Annotated in this window: 15 protein-coding genes; all 15 read right to left on the bottom strand. The window is 37.8% G+C overall.

Annotated elements, in window-relative coordinates:
- Positions 1 to 12: 12 nt before the first annotated feature.
- The 15 genes from NSQ77_RS14955 to NSQ77_RS14885 all read right to left on the bottom strand — a co-directional run bounded on the left by NSQ77_RS14955 (position 13) and on the right by NSQ77_RS14885 (position 17,606).
- A complete protein-coding gene (locus NSQ77_RS14955; protein ID WP_339226837.1) occupies positions 13 to 960 on the bottom strand; it encodes a dihydroorotate dehydrogenase in 948 nt (315 codons plus the stop codon).
- Complete coding sequence (locus tag NSQ77_RS14950; RefSeq protein WP_339226836.1) at positions 960 to 1,745, bottom strand: dihydroorotate dehydrogenase electron transfer subunit; 786 nt, start codon at positions 1,743 to 1,745, stop codon at positions 960 to 962. Before NSQ77_RS14950 ends, NSQ77_RS14955 begins: the two co-directional genes overlap by 1 nt.
- Before the next feature lie 5 nt (positions 1,746 to 1,750).
- On the bottom strand, positions 1,751 to 2,998 hold the full coding sequence (locus tag NSQ77_RS14945) for a M20 family metallo-hydrolase (RefSeq protein WP_339226835.1): 1,248 nt from the start codon (positions 2,996 to 2,998) through the stop codon (positions 1,751 to 1,753).
- A gap of 142 nt (positions 2,999 to 3,140) precedes the next feature.
- Complete coding sequence (locus NSQ77_RS14940) at positions 3,141 to 4,325, bottom strand: MFS transporter (protein WP_339231024.1); 1,185 nt, start codon at positions 4,323 to 4,325, stop codon at positions 3,141 to 3,143.
- Between the two features lie 145 nt (positions 4,326 to 4,470).
- Positions 4,471 to 5,211: a nucleoside phosphorylase gene (locus NSQ77_RS14935; RefSeq protein ID WP_339226834.1), complete on the bottom strand. Its 741-nt coding sequence runs from the start codon at positions 5,209 to 5,211 to the stop codon at positions 4,471 to 4,473.
- A gap of 281 nt (positions 5,212 to 5,492) precedes the next feature.
- Positions 5,493 to 7,082 carry a PucR family transcriptional regulator ligand-binding domain-containing protein gene (locus tag NSQ77_RS14930; protein ID WP_339226833.1) on the bottom strand — a complete coding sequence of 530 codons (1,590 nt, stop codon included), beginning with the start codon at positions 7,080 to 7,082 and terminating at the stop codon, positions 5,493 to 5,495.
- A gap of 917 nt (positions 7,083 to 7,999) precedes the next feature.
- Complete coding sequence (locus NSQ77_RS14925) at positions 8,000 to 8,104, bottom strand: putative holin-like toxin (protein WP_223116401.1); 105 nt, start codon at positions 8,102 to 8,104, stop codon at positions 8,000 to 8,002.
- Between the two features lie 249 nt (positions 8,105 to 8,353).
- A complete protein-coding gene (locus NSQ77_RS14920) occupies positions 8,354 to 9,700 on the bottom strand; it encodes a sodium/glutamate symporter (RefSeq protein WP_339226832.1) in 1,347 nt (448 codons plus the stop codon).
- Positions 9,701 to 10,024: 324 nt separating this feature from the next.
- Positions 10,025 to 11,419: a M24 family metallopeptidase gene (locus NSQ77_RS14915; protein WP_339226831.1), complete on the bottom strand. Its 1,395-nt coding sequence runs from the start codon at positions 11,417 to 11,419 to the stop codon at positions 10,025 to 10,027.
- 455 nt (positions 11,420 to 11,874) lie between these two features.
- Complete coding sequence (locus tag NSQ77_RS14910; protein WP_339226830.1) at positions 11,875 to 12,738, bottom strand: LysR family transcriptional regulator; 864 nt, start codon at positions 12,736 to 12,738, stop codon at positions 11,875 to 11,877.
- A 163-nt stretch (positions 12,739 to 12,901) separates the two neighbouring features.
- Positions 12,902 to 13,306: a VanZ family protein gene (locus NSQ77_RS14905; RefSeq protein ID WP_339226829.1), complete on the bottom strand. Its 405-nt coding sequence runs from the start codon at positions 13,304 to 13,306 to the stop codon at positions 12,902 to 12,904.
- Positions 13,307 to 13,664: 358 nt separating this feature from the next.
- Positions 13,665 to 14,933, bottom strand: a complete 1,269-nt coding sequence (locus NSQ77_RS14900; protein WP_339226828.1) for an MBL fold metallo-hydrolase — start codon at positions 14,931 to 14,933, stop codon at positions 13,665 to 13,667.
- Between the two features lie 504 nt (positions 14,934 to 15,437).
- Positions 15,438 to 16,331, bottom strand: a complete 894-nt coding sequence (hag, locus tag NSQ77_RS14895) for a flagellin Hag (protein ID WP_339226827.1) — start codon at positions 16,329 to 16,331, stop codon at positions 15,438 to 15,440.
- A 149-nt stretch (positions 16,332 to 16,480) separates the two neighbouring features.
- Positions 16,481 to 17,344, bottom strand: a complete 864-nt coding sequence (gene hag, locus NSQ77_RS14890) for a flagellin Hag (RefSeq protein ID WP_339226826.1) — start codon at positions 17,342 to 17,344, stop codon at positions 16,481 to 16,483.
- Positions 17,345 to 17,417: 73 nt separating this feature from the next.
- Positions 17,418 to 17,606, bottom strand: coding sequence for a carbon storage regulator (locus tag NSQ77_RS14885; RefSeq protein ID WP_339226825.1), 189 nt, complete (start codon positions 17,604 to 17,606; stop codon positions 17,418 to 17,420).
- Between the last annotated feature and the right edge of the window lie 123 nt (positions 17,607 to 17,729).

The raw sequence follows: 17,729 nt of genomic DNA, 5'->3' as shown, positions 1-17,729 counted from the left end.
AGCTTCCTCCCTTCAATACGCTATCCGTACACCTTCATTTTCCTGAATCGGCAATTCCACTTTTCCAATCAAATCACGAATATCCTCTATCTCATAGGCAATCATATATTCCTTAATCCCTTCCAAAATTTCCATCATCGCCATTGGATTAATGAAACTTGATGTACCAACCTGGACGGCGCTTGCCCCGGCGAGAATCATTTCTATGGCATCCTCCCAAGTCATCACACCGCCACAGCCGATGATTGGCAAATTTGTCACGCCACGGACTTGATGAATCATACGGACGATGATCGGCTTAATCGCAGGACCTGACATACCACCTAGTACATTACCAATTTTCGGTTTCCTCGTATGAATATCAATCGCCATCGCAAGTATTGTATTCGCCACATTTAACCCATCGACACCAGCACTTTCACAAGCGAGGGCGATTTCTTGAATACTTGTCACATTCGGTGTCAGCTTTGCAATCAGCGGTTGATCGGTTGCTTCCCTTGCTTTTTTTACCACTTGGTAGGACAACTCCGCATCCATTCCGAATGCATTTCCATCCCCCTCTAAATTGGGACAGGATATATTCAGTTCGATCCCAGAAACGGTACTTTCCCGACCGATAATTTCTGCCATTTCAGCAAATTCATCCACGGAATCGGCCGAAATACTCGCAATTAACGGCGTATCGTATTTTTGATAATTTGGTATAAGCTCCTCTAAATAATACGCTAAGCCCTTACTTTGAATCCCGATCGAATTAATCATACCCCCAGTGATTTCACAAACGCGTGGAGTTGCGTTTCCACCGCGGGGATATTTGGTAATACTTTTCGGAACGATTGCACCTAAATCATTAAAATCAAAGAGGGATTCCATTTCATAGCCAAATGCACCAGACGCGGGCATAACTGGGTTTTTCAAATAAAGATTCCCAATTTGAACACCGAGCTTTAAATTTTGCACTATGCTAACACCACCTTTTCCAAATCAAACACTGGTCCTTCTTTACAAACACGAACCGATTTAATCTCATTATCCTCTTGAATATCACAAACACAGGCATAACAGACTCCCATGGCACAACCCATGTTTTCCTCAAGGGCGATTTGGGCTGGAATGTTATACATTCTTGTCATGTTCTGGAGTAATCGTGATAATCGTCGCGACCCGCATGTAAAGGCAGCGTTAATATCATTTGCGATTAGCAATTGCTCAATTAATTGTTGTACCTTATCCACATCACTTGTTCCATCCTCATCTGTGACCTCATATACCTCGGCCCCGAATTCCTTCAATGTTTGTGCTGCGAGCAAATCGTCATAGCTTCGGGCACTTAGGATCGCTATACATTTCATATGTTTCACAGCTGCTTCTTGAACGAGTGCAGCTAAAGTTGCGATTCCTACCCCTCTTGCAAGTAGTAAAACAGTATCCCAGTCATCATTTAATGTGAAGCCAACTCCGAGCGGTCCGAATATGTCAACCCTGTCCCCAGCACTTACGTCTGTTAGGCGAATTGTCCCCTGCCCTTTGACAAGGTAAAGGAACTCGATTGTCTTTTCCTGCTTATTAATCTGGTAAATACTAAACGGCCGACGTAAAAAAGGAGAATCATCATCCGCACATTTTATATTGAAAAATTGACCCGGTTCGATTTTCTCTCTGATTGGTGACGCATCTAATTTCATATGCCAATACCGACTACTCACTTGGACATTTGATAACACTTCTAATTGGTAAATATGCATCACTTTCACCTCACTATTTTTTCAGTAGCTTTTGACGCTTTCAATAGCTCCGCTTTTAAAACCTCCACGCCAACAGAAATTTGATCAAGCGATGTATATTCATCTGGATTATGACTCAAACCATCCTTTGATGGGATGAAAATTAAAGCCGTCGGACAAAGTGTCGCCATATTCATCGCATCATGACCTGCTCCACTTGTCATATACATATAGGAATACCCATACTTTTCACAAGTCTCCTGCAGACGACACATTACATCACGGTCCAATTTGACAGGTGATTGATCAATCAATTCCGTTTTCATAATTGTTAACTCACGCTTTCTTTCCGCTTCTCTGATAGCATATTCCAGCTCTTGCACAACACGTTTTTTTGATTCCTGAGAAACACTGCGAATATCTATTTCCATTTCGACCATTCCTGGAACAATATTCATCGCACCAGGTTTTACATCAAAAACACCAACCGTAGCGACTGTCCCGCTGGATGCTTCTCTGATTGCCACTTCTTCAAGTTTTAGGGCAATTTCTGCAGCACCTAAAAGCGCATCCCTGCGGTGATTCATCGGCGTTGTTCCCGAATGTGACGCCTTTCCGTACACCCCTAATTTAAACCGCGTCGGCCCCGCAATACCTGTTACGATGCCAATTTGCTTCCCTTCTCTTTCTAAAACAGGCCCCTGTTCAATATGAAGCTCAAGGAAGACTTCCAATTCGCCTTTCTCTCGTTTCGATTCCTGAAACTTTTCCAGCCGTAATCCACATTCCAAGAAAGACGTTTCCATTGATATTCCATTTTTGTCCTGTAAATTTGTTAGCTGCTCTTTTTCCAGAAGACCGGCCATTGCTTTACTACCAAGGGTTGAATACCCGAATCTGGCAGACTCCTCACAAGCGAAAATGATAATTTCTATCGGATGCTCGGTTTCAATCGCCTCATCGTTCAAACTACGAACGACTTCTAGAGCGGCAATTACTCCAACCGTCCCATCGTAATTCCCCGCTTCATAAACGCTATCAATATGTGATCCACAAGCAACTGCTGCTAGTTCTGGATTGTTACCAGGGCGCCTTGCAATCACATTTCCTACAGCGTCCATTCTTACGTCCATTCCCTCGCTTTCAAAGAGTTCCATTAGATAACGTGTAGCAGCAAGTTCCTCTACTGAATATGCTAGTCGGTTGATCCCTGTTTTAGAGTACCCAAATTGGTTTAAGGCTTCTAATGTAGATTCGAATCGTTTCCTATTCACTAGCTCCCTCCTCCTATTGCATTTGGTCCCGCTTTCATTATACGATTCATTGCGCTTGATTTTTTATGTCTAAAGCAACAAAAAACATAACCATTTTTATCACAATCGCTAACCAATTTTATACGTTACGCTCAAAACAAAATTATTCCCCAGCTGCTTCATGGTGTTTCACACCTTTTAATGGAACTCCTCGTAGGGTTAAAATGACTGTTAATGAAATAATGTATAGAATCGACAAGAAAGCCATTGCAGCTGTTAGACCGAATTGATCGAGCAAGAACCCAATGGCAATCGGAGATAATCCACCAAGTGCTCTACCCGTATTAAAAATCGCATTGTTAGCCGTACTTCTCACCTCTGTTGGGTAGAAACTACTAATTAATGCTCCGTAACCAGCATTCATTCCATTCGCAAAGAATCCGACAATCGTTCCACCAATCAATATCGTTATCGGACTTTGTGCAAATACGTACAGAAAGACAGATGCTGCAGATGCAATTAAAAAGATACTATAGGAAACCTTTGCACCGAAGCGATCTAAGATGCGACCGAACAAAAACATCCCAGCACACATCCCAAGTATCGTGCTGATCATCCAAAGTGAAGAGCCAGATACACTTAAACCGAGCTGTTGTTGTAATATAGACGGAATCCAGTTCATCAATCCGAAATAACCCGCCACCTGCACCGTTGACATAATTGTGAGCGCAATTGTTACATAAGCAGTTTTCGGTGAGTCAAAAAGCTTCACGAGTGGATTTCCTCTTTTTCCCTTCGCCTTCATCTCCACCTGTGTCTTTTTCCATTCTTCCGTTTCATCCAGATTCTTTCGTATATATAAAACAAGGAAAACAGGAAGAACTCCGACCGCAAATAATGCTCGCCAGCCAAACAGCGGAATGATAATAGCAGCGAGAATGGCAGCGGCAATTGCACCAGCTTGCCCTCCAATCGTTACCCAGGAAGTCATTTTTCCGAGCTTTTTTCTGGAATAGACTTCTGCAACGAGAGCCATCCCGATTCCATATTCTCCACCAGCACCAACCCCTGCCAAGAAGCGCAGGAAATAGATAACATAAATATTATTTGCGAACACCATTAATGCGGTTGCAACAGCAAAAAGTAGAATTGTGTAGCTAAACACTCGGATTCTACCGTATTTATCTGCTAGAATACCGAATATAACCCCTCCTAGAAGCATACCGATATTCGTAATCGAAGCAATCGAACCACCTGCCGCAGATGAAATGCCAAACTCAGCAATAATGGTGCTAAGTACAAATGATAGAAACATAATGTCCATGCTCTCTAAACCTAATCCGAGCATGGATGAACCAAGAATCTTCTTTCTATATTTACTATCTTCCTTTTGATAAACTTGCAAACTCTCCTGTTTTAACTCCACCGTTATCTCATCCCTTCATTTTATTTACGTCTCGTTTCATACAATCCTTAAAACTCTTCTACTCGACTTAGCCGATACAAGCATCCAGAACAATTTCTGCCGCTTTCTGATGAAAACCTTGATAATCCTCATCCGACACCCATTTTTGGTTCAAACGGTTAACATGGACAACGAGACAATTGGCTGCTGGGATTTGATAAAGCGATGCGAGTAAAAATAACACCGCCGTTTCCATATCCGCATTCGTAATATGTCTTTCTTGCCAATAAGGCATAAAATCATTGTTCAGTTTTGGCCCATTTTTGATCTTGTTTTCACGACCTTGACCGTGGTAGTAGCTTTGTGTCGTTATGCCAATGCCTGTATGCACCCTAAATCCACTACCTTCTGCCTGTCTTGTAATTTTTTGCAATAAATCGGGATCAGCTACAGCTGGGTATACATCACTAACATAATGGGAAAGCAATCCCGGATCGCGAACCATCGCATGATTAAGCATCAAATCTCCAGGCAAAAACTTTTCCTGCCATGCTCCGCACCCACCCAAGCGTACAAGCTTCTTCACACCACTTTGGATTAGTTCGATGATGGCAATTTCCGTCGATCCGACTCCAATACCAGTTGAACAAATGGAAACCGTCACCCCTTTCCATAATCCAGACATTAAAATAAACTCACGATTATTCGTTATAACTCTCGGATTCTCCCAATTTTCAGCAATCAATCTCACCCTAGCAGGATCCCCTACCAGTAGCGTAATCTCCCCTAAATCCTCTGGTTCGATCATGTTTAAATGGATATTATCCATTTTGTGCACCATCCTTTAAACAATAATTTCACACAATACTGAAAGCGCTTTATCTAATAATACATTTCAATATTCAAAAATCATATGTATGAAATCGACAAAAAATAAAAAATATATTGTCCATAGAGACAATATATTTTCAGGGAATTAATCCATATAGTCCTATCCGTAATGCTCATGTTGTGTATAAATAGTTGCAATCAATACAAATGGTTACGATGGACTTCTCTTAATTCCATTAAGAACGAAACAATAGTTTTTTAATCCTGCTGTCCATGTGCTCACTGTTTGTCGGAATACAAGAGACGATGTATCTTCAGACCTAAATAGAGATTCATTTTTCCTTCTGATTTTTTTAAATCATGCCCTGTTAGTTCTTCTATTCTTTTGATGCGATATTTTAATGTGTTCACATGAATAAACAGATCATTTGCGGTTAGTTTCAGAATTTCATCATTGTAAAAATAACTTGTTAAAGTGTTTAACAGTTCATTTCTCGTATCGTATGGAAGCAACCGCCCCACCGTTTCGTCGTAAAAGGCGAGGAGCTCATGATCATCCTTTAATTTACTAAGAAGGCGATATGATCCCAAGTCATCGTAATATAGAATTTCTTGTGTATGCATTACACTTATTCCTAAGCGCAATGCTTGCTCTGCTTGTACATAGCTTTGCTGAATGCCTTCCGGGCCTGTTTCTAATCGACCAACACCAAGATGGAGCTGAACAGTGGAGGCTACATCCTTTGAGAGCACTTCTAAAATTTTATGGCAGAGATGTTCTCTATCTTCAAGGGCTGGGAGAATGATACAAATCCCTTTGCTTATATGTCCAATCAGTACACCTGGAATAATCCTTTGAATGATGGCATCCATACGATATCCCTTTAATTCTACATTCATTTCTTCTGCAGAATTCCTATCCATGGCACGAATCAACAAACAGCGATAAGCATCTTGCCTCGTAATTCGGTATTTATCGCCCCATTCAATCAGATTTTTCGCTTTCATATTTTCACTAAATAATAGTTCTCGAATAAAATCATTTTTATACTGTTGTTCAACGTCATACTTGACCTTTAATTTCAAAAATTCCAAGGAAAGTAGACTTGATGCCCTCTCTAAAATAGCAAGATCGGTTGATAAATGTTTATTATTTACTTCCCAGCACGTAATGTTTCCATAATATTGCTTGTCAACGATAATCGGTGCAACAATACACGAAATAGCTTTCCTATCAATTTCCCGCTCATATTGCATCGGTCGTTGAATGACGGACAATTCATCAATTTGTCTCTCGCTTAAAGGAGTAATTGACTTTTCAAGGTCTGGTAGCTCAATAAATGGGAACTCACTTTCAATCGTAATCATATTTTTCGTAAGGTTACTAACATGCATTCTAAAATCATCTATACTTTGACTATGCAGTGAAATCTCATGCAATATCTTCGTTGCTTGATCAAGATCCTCCTGTAAAACAACCTTGTCATTAAAGACATGATGCATGACCGGTGAGAGAATGTCTAAATATTTCACATGATCCGGAATAATAATCACCGGAAATCCAAGCCTATTTGCTGTATTGATAATTTCATCCGGAATGGTTTGGATATATCTTGAGGTCTTAATTGCCAATCCAGATGCTCCTGAATTATGTAATTGTTGTACGAGCATATTTTGTGCATCTAAGTCATCCTTAATCGCAAACAAAGATGTTAAGATCAATTCCTTCCCCTTTAGCCATTGAATAATATCCGGAACTTCCATGATTGTAATATTTTCAATAATCCTCGCCAACCCCTGATGACCAGCAACAATCTCACACTCACTAAACTTCCCTAACTTCATTGCATTTCGTAATGAAAGACTCAAAAATCCACCACCTCTAAATATGAACATCATAACACACCAATTAATGTAAATAGTCTGATAGTTATGTTAACAATTTAACTATACATACAAAAATTCGTCAAGGTAAGGACATCGGGATAGGGAAAGTATTTACAACCCGAATTTGGATCAAAGACGTATAATGGTGCCCTTCGATAATTTAGTGAGGATATACAGTGAAACTCCTCATAAGAATGATATGGAAGCAATGAAACGTCTTGAAATTGCTTTTGAGAAAGGTATGATAGAAGTTTTAAAAGAGATTGCTTACACTGAACTCTTAAAGTAAAATAGAACTGATAATCTAAACTATAGTGACAATGCGTATACAAAATTGGACGATTCATTAAACAGTGCCCTAGAGCAATGCAGTACCAAAGAACAAGAAGATGCATTTTTTAATCTTGAACCAGCGCTCAACCGAATAACCGTACTTGAATCTGAAAAACATCTTATTGGCGGTTTTATTACAGGATACAAATTTTTGAAGGAGATTGGACATTAGGGCTATTAGTTTAAGAAAAAAACGTTGTATGCTGGAGGAGTGACAGGTAACTAATTACGTTACAGTTGCGTTAATGGATTCAATCATTCATCATGAATATATCTTGAGGTTTACTGAGAACAGTTATCGCATTACACGAGTATCAAATCATCAATCTAAATGTTTTTCTTAAATTCAACAATAATATTGACCTTCACAAATCGATTATAGAATTATTGCATATAGGTAATGAATTCATGTATAATAAGTTAAGAAGCAATATATAATAAAATAGACTGAGTGCTACTAACACCCAGCCAAAGCAACTACATGCCGCATGAAGAGCGGCTGACCAGAATAGTTGGTTAAGTTTTAAAAAGTAACCTATCCTAAACTTTGATCGGGCGAAGGACGGTTACTTTTTTCTTGTTTCTTTGACGATCTGCACAACTAGTGCTAGCACATTTACTAGAACTATACTCGATGTCAGTGCAATGATGATTGCTTCATATGTCGTCATTTTATACCACCTCCCCTCATGGGAGATGGTCAACCGTCCATCCGCTTTATGTGGTTGCTACAACTCTAATTATAGCAATATTCTTAAACAATATCTATCGAATCTATTGAAAGGTAATTCGTTCTCTTATTTTTTTAACATTAATTCACTCTGTAGATCACCTAAAGACATTTATAACCCTCCTCCAATACTAGTACTGAGAATTTTACCAAAAAGGCAAGGCAAAATAGTCATGTTTAACTTTAATTGTCAGCCAGATTTTCGTGAAGAGTTAGAACTTCCACTAACTTTCTTCTTTCTGAAGAGAAAAAAGGCTAACACTAATGGAACAACCATTAAACCAATTCCAATGAGATAAACAGGAACTACCGTACCTACTAGTATCAGGGAAGCTGCAAGAGGCAGGAGGAGTTTATTCCAGAAAAAGACCGCATTATAGACGCCCAGTGCCTCGTAAATACTAGATTCATTATTAGGATCAACAACCCGCACAAGAGAAAGCCCCTGTGGATTGGACCCCGTTGACATACCATAGCTCATCAAAGACTTTTCAAACCATTCAGGATTTTTAATTTTTCTATACCAGAAATGATTAAAAATGAAAGTAATACCACAAATAATAATTGTTAAGATTAACAGAGGAATGAAGAATTCGGTAATAATACTTAACTGAATAGAAGCGCAAGCTGTTAAAATAATAATTTCTAGAGAGAAATTACTTATTTCATTAATGGTCGGCTTATCAACGTACCCATCAAATTTCACCATTTTCATAAGCGGCCATAGAATAAGTGAACCGACAATACCATAAATCATCGTAGGGATATTGCTAAAAAACGGGATTAGCGTCCCAATACCTGATAAAAGTAGCTCACCAAATTTAAAACTGACAGCAAGAATACCTAGCTGGAAAGCGAGTGAAGTTACGTTACTCGGATTAACGGTAATTCTGCCTATCGGTTTACGGTCTTTTTCGGGCAGAGTACCGCGGAAGAAGCTCTTATTTTTATTCATAATATCCTTCGTAAAAGCACCCCATCCACGACGAATACCATAGTTAGCCAAAATGATCCCTGGTATGATAGCTATTAATACACCTAATGTAGCCATAACCATTCCCAAACTTTGAGCACCAAGCTCTCCAGTTGGATCAATGACACTGGAGACAATCGGAACACTTCCATGAGAGCCGAAGAACGCTGCAACAGCCATCAAGCCCCAACCATCAGGCAGACCCGGCCAGAATCGGAGAAGTATAATTCCGATTAAAACACCAAAAGCTAATTGGAATCCATACATCACCATGTTACCAAAGGCAAAATCCATATGTTGGACAATTTTCTTACCTGTAACGGTAATCCCCAAAGGAACACAAGTCATCAAGATATACATTGCATAGATAGGAATTGATTCAAACGATTCAGGAATCGTAATCCAACCTAGCACTTGTTGGCCAAGAATTAGTCCTAAAAATCCAGCAATTACACTGGACGGAATCAGAAACCGTTGAAAAAAAGGAACCGTTTCACGGATAGCTACTCCAGCAATCAATAACATACCGAATATCATCAACGTATCAAATATTTCTTCAACCATACACACCCACCCTTTTCAATGAATTGAAATTCAACATGATTCGATTACCATAGCTTTACTTTCTATTATTAAGAAGTAGATTTAAATCCCTTCGTTTTATAAAAATATTCGGAAAATAATTCCGAGGAAACTTTTGAAACGATGCACATCTTACAAAAATAAAGAAGTATTATTCATTTATCATTTAGGCAGCTCATTTGCCATTAATATTCCAAGCAGATTTGCAGTATCTACACCGCTACATTGCATAGATATCCTTGTAATTTTCTTTTTTAAAACTGGCCAGTTAATTAAGTATACTCCTGTAAAAAGGCAATTCTCAACTTAGTCTTTAATTCGAATTGTTTCAAGTGCTGTATGACAATTAAGGTTTTCGAATCCATCCTCAGTAATTAGATAGCAATTACCTATATTAGCACCTGAATTCAATGGATCAAGCCACTGAGCATGCAATACAAAGACCATTCCAGGCTCCATAATATCTGTATTGTGAGATGTGATGTTGAATTTGGGATTACCAGACATACCCACAGAATGTCCCAAATTTGGATTATGCGGTCCAGCTACTGCCGGATAAACGTGATTAAGTTTTCTCCCCTTATTTTCATAATCTACTTCTTGAACATATTCTATTGGAATTTCTCTAGCCGATAAATCATCATTTGGAGCCCAGTTATAAGGCATTGTAGCTGTTGTATCATCCTTGAGATATCCGTGCTCAACGTACACGGAAAATGCAGCTTCATGGAGGTCACAAAAACGTGCACCAGGACGCATCTTAACTTCTGCTCGGCGAACCGCCTCCGTACATACTTCAAGCGTTTCTTCTTGTTTCGCAGTGATATTGCCAACAGCAATCATCCGAGCAGCTTGAGCTGTGTATCCATGATATGGCAAAGCGGACATATATAAGTTGATGAGATCACCAGAATTCACCTTATGGCCATAAGGCTTCCCGCAGTGAGTACCAAATCGATTAATACCTATTTGATAACCATCCCCACTTTCACCACCTCGAGCCATCTGCGCAAATGTGAAAGCAGCGTAAATTTCAAAATCCGTTACCATGGGCTTTGTTACATGACTCGCAGCCTGGAATCCAATGTCCATGAGCTGAGCAGAAGCCCTAATCTGAGCCTGTTCGTTTTTTGATCGGATTGTCTGCATATCTATCATAATCTGAGTCTCATTGATTGTTTTTAATTTTGGTAGTTTCGCTCTAAGTCCTTCCCAATACTTCGAGGACGAATTATCACCAATCAATCCAATGCTTGTCGAACTATAACCCAAATCTGTTAAAATTTTAGCTACAGCTTCAATCAATTGAGCTTCAGACGTACCCGAACGTCCTGAGTATTCCTCACCTAGCGCTCCAACTTGCCAAAGCTTCTCAACTCCAATCGGCTCACCAGGAGGTGGAATAATCACAGATTGGGTAAAGAAAGAAACTAAGTGAATTTCTTTACTGCTGTCCGTAGGTATGATTAACACGCCCTCACGTGCCCAATCACACGCATATCTTAAAAACATATTTGTAGTTTTAAAGGTTTTAACACCATCTGCATGTATAAGCAGAACTTCGTGCCCTCGTTCTGCTGCTGATTGGCGCAAGCGCTCAATCCTATCGTGAAATTCCTCAGGCGGTATAGCCTTCGGGGCTACAAATTCAAATCCTGGTTCAAAATCCTTCAATAACTTTTCGTAATTTACGGATGACATTATTCGTGACAACTCCTCTATTAATGTTATAAACATTTTTTATTCATCATTTTAAATACAAACGGTGCAATATTACTTTCAAGCACATTATCTACATTGAAAATTTCAATCTCCCCTCAAGATGGACTCTTACGATTAGTTAAGTATTTACTTGACGCCAATTTTCGAAGCAAATCATAAAGGGTGAATGATAGTATTCTCTTACTTTACTAAATCGTCCATCCCTGAACCTTTAGGGAAGCGCTTCCATTAAGGTGTAAAGATCAGCTTCGAATAGTCTGTTTTAGAAAATAACTTAAAGGGTTAACCCAGTTGTAAATAAATTCTTCATGGTTTCATTATAGTTCGTCTTTAGATATAAAAAAAATATCCATTTAGAATGGATAACTATAACTGTTGGGAATATCTAAAATAAAGGACATAAAAAAGAACCAAACATTTCTCTTTTGGTTCCATTATTCCAGGTCTAACTTTTTAATAAAGTTGACAAAGGCGTTTACTGTATTCAGTTCGAGCGTTTCATTATGATAATACATCCATGTTTGTCTTAAAATCTGCTTGCCCTGTTCATCTCTAATGTCTATTTTTTTCACTTGTTCATCGTGTTCTAATATTAATCTCGGTAATATGGCATAGCCCAAACCATTGATGATCATTTCCCTGCACGTATCTACATTATCTACTCTTATCCCAATATGCGGCGGTCTGGAGTAGTTTTCCATCCACCAGTTGTCTAGTATTGTTTTAAATCCGTGTTCCGTATGATAATTTATCCGCGGCAATTCCGGGAGATCTTCCAGGTTAATATTGTCAACGGAAGCGATACATAAAGGCTCTTCAAATAACAAGTGGCTTTGTCCAGACCAATTGTAATTTCCACGAAGAAATCCAACATGTACCTCCCTGCAATAAACCAAATCGTAAATTTCCCGTGAACTCCCAGGTATTACTTGAAATTCCACATTTGGATTTTTCACTTTAAACATTTTCAAAATACCTGGAAGCTTTTGTTTCGTAGAGTAATTAGAGATTCCTATTCTTAAGGTTCCTGCGACTTGAGTATCCATATTTTGAACTTTCTCTTTGATTCTACGAAGATCTGAAAGGACATAATCTGCTGACTTGGCCAAAAATTCTCCTTGAGGAGTAAAATGAATACCCCTTCTCTCCCTTTTCACAATGGCAACAGCATACTCAGCTTCCATTTTACGAAGGCGTTTCGTGATAGAAGGCTGGGAGGTGAATAATTCCTGAGCTGTTTTTGTAATGTTTTTATGTTTATAAAGCAGCTGAAGTATTAGCCAATCATAATCCTCCATTGTACAAGTCCCCTTTATGTATGTCATGTATAAATAAAACTATATCACAACGAATCAAGTGGACAAGATAAAATAGCAACTTGTGATAAAAATATTATCAAAGTTTCCATTTTGGTTTCGGGTCGATAGCCAGCGATTACCCCATAACTAGGTTTCCCGTTTTTTACGTAACCTCACCATGCCTACTAACAACTCGATAAACCCCAACAATACAAACAGCAACCATAATTCCCAAAACATTGGCCACAATATCATACAATTCAGCACTTCTATTAAAATACATTTGAAGAAATTCTGTTAAAATAGCGTACGATATCGAAATTAAGATTGTCGTTCGTAATCGAACTTTTATATCTACAAGTAACAAGGTTAATCCAAAAAACATAAGGAAATGTGCAGCCACTTCAAACTCACTAATCTGCTCAATTGGATAAAGTAAAGTAAAATCTTGCCACGCTGGTTTTGGCTGGAATGTAAAAGATACACTGAATTCATGAATAAATGCGTGAACATCATTCGTACAAGTTGCTATGAAAATGAATACCATCCATAAGATTACTAGAAACACTATCAACACTCCCAAAGGTTTTTATCATTATCGACTGAATGTAGAGGATGTATTCTTGATAATAAAACAATGTATTTCTAATACAGTTCAAATCTTGGTGTATTGTCGATAGTGTATATAACATCATTTTTTATAAAAGACAAAAACTAACAAATTCTTTTCCAAAGGTTCGAAATAACAATAACACTTTCGTGAATGTTGTCTTGATTTCCGCGTAATTCGCTTTAAGACATTTGGTTGGCTTGCTACGTCGCTACGTTTTCCAATCATAGAATAGACTATATTTTAAACTTATTCTGAAAGGAGCTGGGCACTTTGAGTGGGATTTGTTCTACTCCACTCTACGAATTACTTAAACTCAAGTAGCTGTAAATAGATTTTTCATAATAGACTTTTCTGTAATTTCATAAACCATAGAACCTACTTCCCTTGAGGTATCAAAATCAACATCATATTCATTTAGTAAATCGGTTGCCTCCTTATGTGGATGTTTAAAGCCCTTGTGATTCCCAGCTGAAATAAACGCATATGATGGATGGAGTTTATTCATTAAAACCCTATCAGTACCCGTTCTACTCCCATGATGTGAAACTTTCAACAAATAATTATTTGTTTGTCCCTTGATAATACTATTGGTAATCGGAAATCCAGCATCTCCACTTAACAAAACCTTACTTTCTCCATATTCTAAATTTAATACAATTGAACTGTCATTTAAATCGCTACACACTATTTTATTACAGGTATCAGGCTTTGGGTTTAATACAGAAATTTTAACCTTCCCTTCATAAAAGCTATCTTGTTTATTGACATTTATATGTTTTGCAATTTTCCTGTTTGCAACATCTAAAAGCTCTTCTACTTTTTTACCTGAATGTACATAGTCGAAATTTATTATGAAATTTTCAAAAACAAATTCTCCACAGTCTATTATTTGTGCAGCACCTCTAATATGGTCTAGATGCTTGTGTGTAATTATTAAACCTTTTATATTCTTTGAATGTATCCCATTCGATTCTAGTATTCGAATTATTTTATTAATATAATCTGTAATTTCTCTCCCTGAATAAAAGTTAGTATCTATTATGTATACACTTTTGTTTGGTAATATTAAAAGCATTGAATCTCCTTGACCAACATTAAAACAATATAGTAATATTTTTTCTCGATCTCCATGTTCTGCATTATTCAATAAAGCTATCCCTTCATCATTTATATTATCTGTTAAGCTGTCTCTATAAGGGGAATCTAGCTTAGATTGATTTAAAAGAGTTTGAAAAGTCGGTGGTAAAATCTCAGGAAATCTGTAGTCTGTAAATGCATTCGTTCTAAGCGAATAATATTGACCCTCTACAATACTCTCGCTAAACTCAGAGTCACTTATATTCTCTAATGTTGGATACTTCCTTCTATAATAATTGTAATAATCACTAGAAAGAAAAGTTGCTGGAAATAATATTCTCCGTAAATGATATGGAGGAAAATAAGCTGAATTTATATCTGGTATCAATAAAGCACCAAATAAGTTATCACTCTTAAATTCTTCATTATTTTTGGTTATTTTTGGAACAGCATAAACCTCATCTACAAAAAAATTGAATGAATCTTTTCTAAGTAAATTATCCAAATAGTATTTCCCCTCTATCAAATAAAATTTTATACAAAGAAACTATTCTCATAAAGCTAAATAAAGTAATATGATTCTATTTTAAAAAGAGACCCCAGCCAAGCCAGAGTCCCTCTCAATTCAAATATTATTGTAATAACTGTAAAACACCTTGTGGTTGTTGATTGGCTTGCTTTGCCGCTATGTCTTTCGATCATAGAATAGACTATATCTTCACCCTTATATTCTTAAGGGGCTGGGCACTTCGAATGGAATTGATTCCACCCTACGAATCTCATTGCCATGAGTTTAACTGTTAGGCAGTGCATTCTAGTCGTTGAACCTTCGCCAGGTTTTCACCATAGGCGCTTGGCTGCTGATTATCCATTGTTTCATTGTTTTGTTTTTCAAACCTTCACGTCTGCCGTTTCCAGCTGCGTTGTGGTACAAAACACTTTAGGAAGTTCCAGCAATTCACCCAGTTATCCTCTAACCCGTTACCAGATTAGACGCCCTTCTCAACAATTACTGTAAGAGTTGTAATACTCCTTGAGGCATTTGTTGAGATTGAGCTAACATTGATTGTGCCGCTTGTGAAAGGATATTGTTCTTAGTGAACTCCATCATTTCTTTCGCCATATCAACGTCACGGATACGTGATTCCGCAGCAGTTAGGTTTTCTTGAGACGTTCCTAGATTGTTAATTGTGTGTTCTAAACGATTTTGCACTGCCCCTAAAGCAGAACGTTGTGTTGAAACGTCATTAATTGCCGTATCAATCTTTGCAATTTCACTATCGAAATCAAATGGAACTGCAGCAACAGGATTTCCATCTCCATCAGTTCCAGCTGGAGTACCAAGAACATTAACTGTATCCACACCCAATCCATTTGCACTCATATCCTCAATGTTAATACTTAGTTGTTGCTCTTTATTAGCACCGATTTGGAAGGTTAAAGATGCTGTGCCATTTTCAAAAGATCCATCTAATAAATCTTTTCCATTAAATTGAGTCCGATCTGAAATACCTTTACTGGTACCTGTTCCACCTATTTCTTCAATTAGTGAATCAATCTCAGCTTGAATAGCAGCTAAGTCTGTGTCACTATCTTGTGTAGCAGTGTTACCTGCTTGTACTGTTAATTCACGCATACGCTGAAGAATCGAATGAGTTTCATTGAGTGCACCTTCAGCAGTTTGAATAAGAGAAACACCATCCTGTGCATTCTTTCCAGCCATTTCAAGACCCCTAATTTGACCACGCATTTTCTCGGAAATCGCTAGACCTGCTGCATCATCTCCAGCCTTGTTAATTCGAAGGCCTGAAGAAAGTTTCTCTAATGAATTTTGCCCTGCTGCTTGGTTTGCTCCTAGTTGACGATGAGCATTAAGAGCAGAAATATTGTGATTAATAATCATGATTAATTACCTCCGTGTTATTTTATTTTACTAGCAAGACCTATCCTTTTGAAATGCTAGTTCATTAATTATAGTTCATAGTACTAAATTATTATTTTATAAATTAAAGCTCTAGTAAAGTCAAACTAGAGCCCTTAAAAAGTCTATTTTTATTGTAGTAATTGTAATACTCCTTGAGGCTGTTGGTTAGCTTGAGCTAGCATAGACTGAGCTGCTTGTGAAAGAATGTTATTTTTTGTGAATTCCATCATTTCTTTCGCCATGTCAACGTCACGAATACGTGATTCTGCTGCTGTTAGATTTTCTTGAGATGCTCCAAGATTGTTAATTGTATGATCAAGACGATTTTGAACTGCTCCCAACGAGGAACGTTGTGTAGATACTTGGTTTATAGCTTCATCAATGGCTGCTAATTGATTGTCGAAAGAAGTCGCTGGAGTTCCAAAAGCAGTAACATCGAGATCATTAATTTTTAGATCTGTAGCGCCTAAATCTTTAGCTGCCATGCTATCAATTGATATCGTTAACTGTTGTCCCTCATTTGCACCGATTTGTAAAGTTTGATTTGTAAAATTACCATCTAATAGATTTTTACCGTTAAATTGTGTACGATCTGAGATACCTTTACTTCCACTTTCTCCGCCTAATTCTTCAATCAATGAATCCATTTCAGCTTTGATAGCTGTTAAGTCCGTATCTGTATCTTGTGTAGCGGTGTTTCCAGCTTGTACAGTTAGTTCACGCATTCTTTGTAGAATTGAATGTGTTTCATTCAATGCACCTTCAGCCGTTTGAATCAGAGAAATACCATCCTGTGCATTCTTTCCAGCCATTTCCAACCCACGAATCTGACCACGCATTTTTTCAGAGATTGCTAGACCTGCAGCGTCATCTCCAGCTTTGTTAATACGAAGACCTGAAGAAAGCTTCTCCAATGAATTTTGTGTTGCACCTTGGTTTGCTCCTAATTGGCGATGTGCGTTAAGAGCAGAAATGTTGTGATTAATAATCATAATTTACTACCTCCGTGTTTTTGTTTTTTAGCAAGTCACATCCATTTGGCTTGCTGATTTATAATAACTCCAATTAGTTGGAACTACTACCGCTGTAAATTTCTCCACGAACAATTTGAAATTCTTGTGGAGCGCTAATCCGTAATTGTGTATAATTACTTAGCTTTTCTTCTCTTTTTACTACTTCAATTTCAATCTGTCGTCCCTGAGTATCTACAATATAGATTTTTTCACCAGGTTTTCTTCCTAACGTTAGGGCCATACCTATCATCCTCCACGATGATCTATTAGTTATATCGGATGACTTAAGAAATGTTTAATAGTTTTTATCAAAAATATTTTATTTCCAGTAACTATTTTTCGTTTCCTATCTAATTATTGATTT

The organism is Oceanobacillus sp. FSL K6-2867, from assembly GCF_037963145.1.
GTDB lineage: Bacteria > Bacillota > Bacilli > Bacillales > Amphibacillaceae > Oceanobacillus.
Note: the sequence above shows the minus strand (reverse complement) of the source record. Positions and strands in the feature narration are given on the sequence as shown.

Coding starts and splice junctions, on each gene's coding strand:
- hag (WP_339226827.1), bottom strand. CDS start 16,331: ATGATTATTAATCACAATATTTCTGCTCTTAATGCTCATCGTCAACTA.
- NSQ77_RS14915 (WP_339226831.1), bottom strand. CDS start 11,419: ATGTCATCCGTAAATTACGAAAAGTTATTGAAGGATTTTGAACCAGGA.
- NSQ77_RS14885 (WP_339226825.1), bottom strand. CDS start 17,606: ATGGCCCTAACGTTAGGAAGAAAACCTGGTGAAAAAATCTATATTGTA.
- NSQ77_RS14950 (WP_339226836.1), bottom strand. CDS start 1,745: ATGCATATTTACCAATTAGAAGTGTTATCAAATGTCCAAGTGAGTAGT.
- NSQ77_RS14920 (WP_339226832.1), bottom strand. CDS start 9,700: ATGGTTGAAGAAATATTTGATACGTTGATGATATTCGGTATGTTATTG.
- hag (WP_339226826.1), bottom strand. CDS start 17,344: ATGATTATTAATCACAACATTTCTGCTCTTAACGCACATCGCCAATTA.
- NSQ77_RS14910 (WP_339226830.1), bottom strand. CDS start 12,738: ATGGAGGATTATGATTGGCTAATACTTCAGCTGCTTTATAAACATAAA.
- NSQ77_RS14925 (WP_223116401.1), bottom strand. CDS start 8,104: ATGACGACATATGAAGCAATCATCATTGCACTGACATCGAGTATAGTT.
- NSQ77_RS14935 (WP_339226834.1), bottom strand. CDS start 5,211: ATGGATAATATCCATTTAAACATGATCGAACCAGAGGATTTAGGGGAG.
- NSQ77_RS14940 (WP_339231024.1), bottom strand. CDS start 4,325: ATGCTCGGATTAGGTTTAGAGAGCATGGACATTATGTTTCTATCATTT.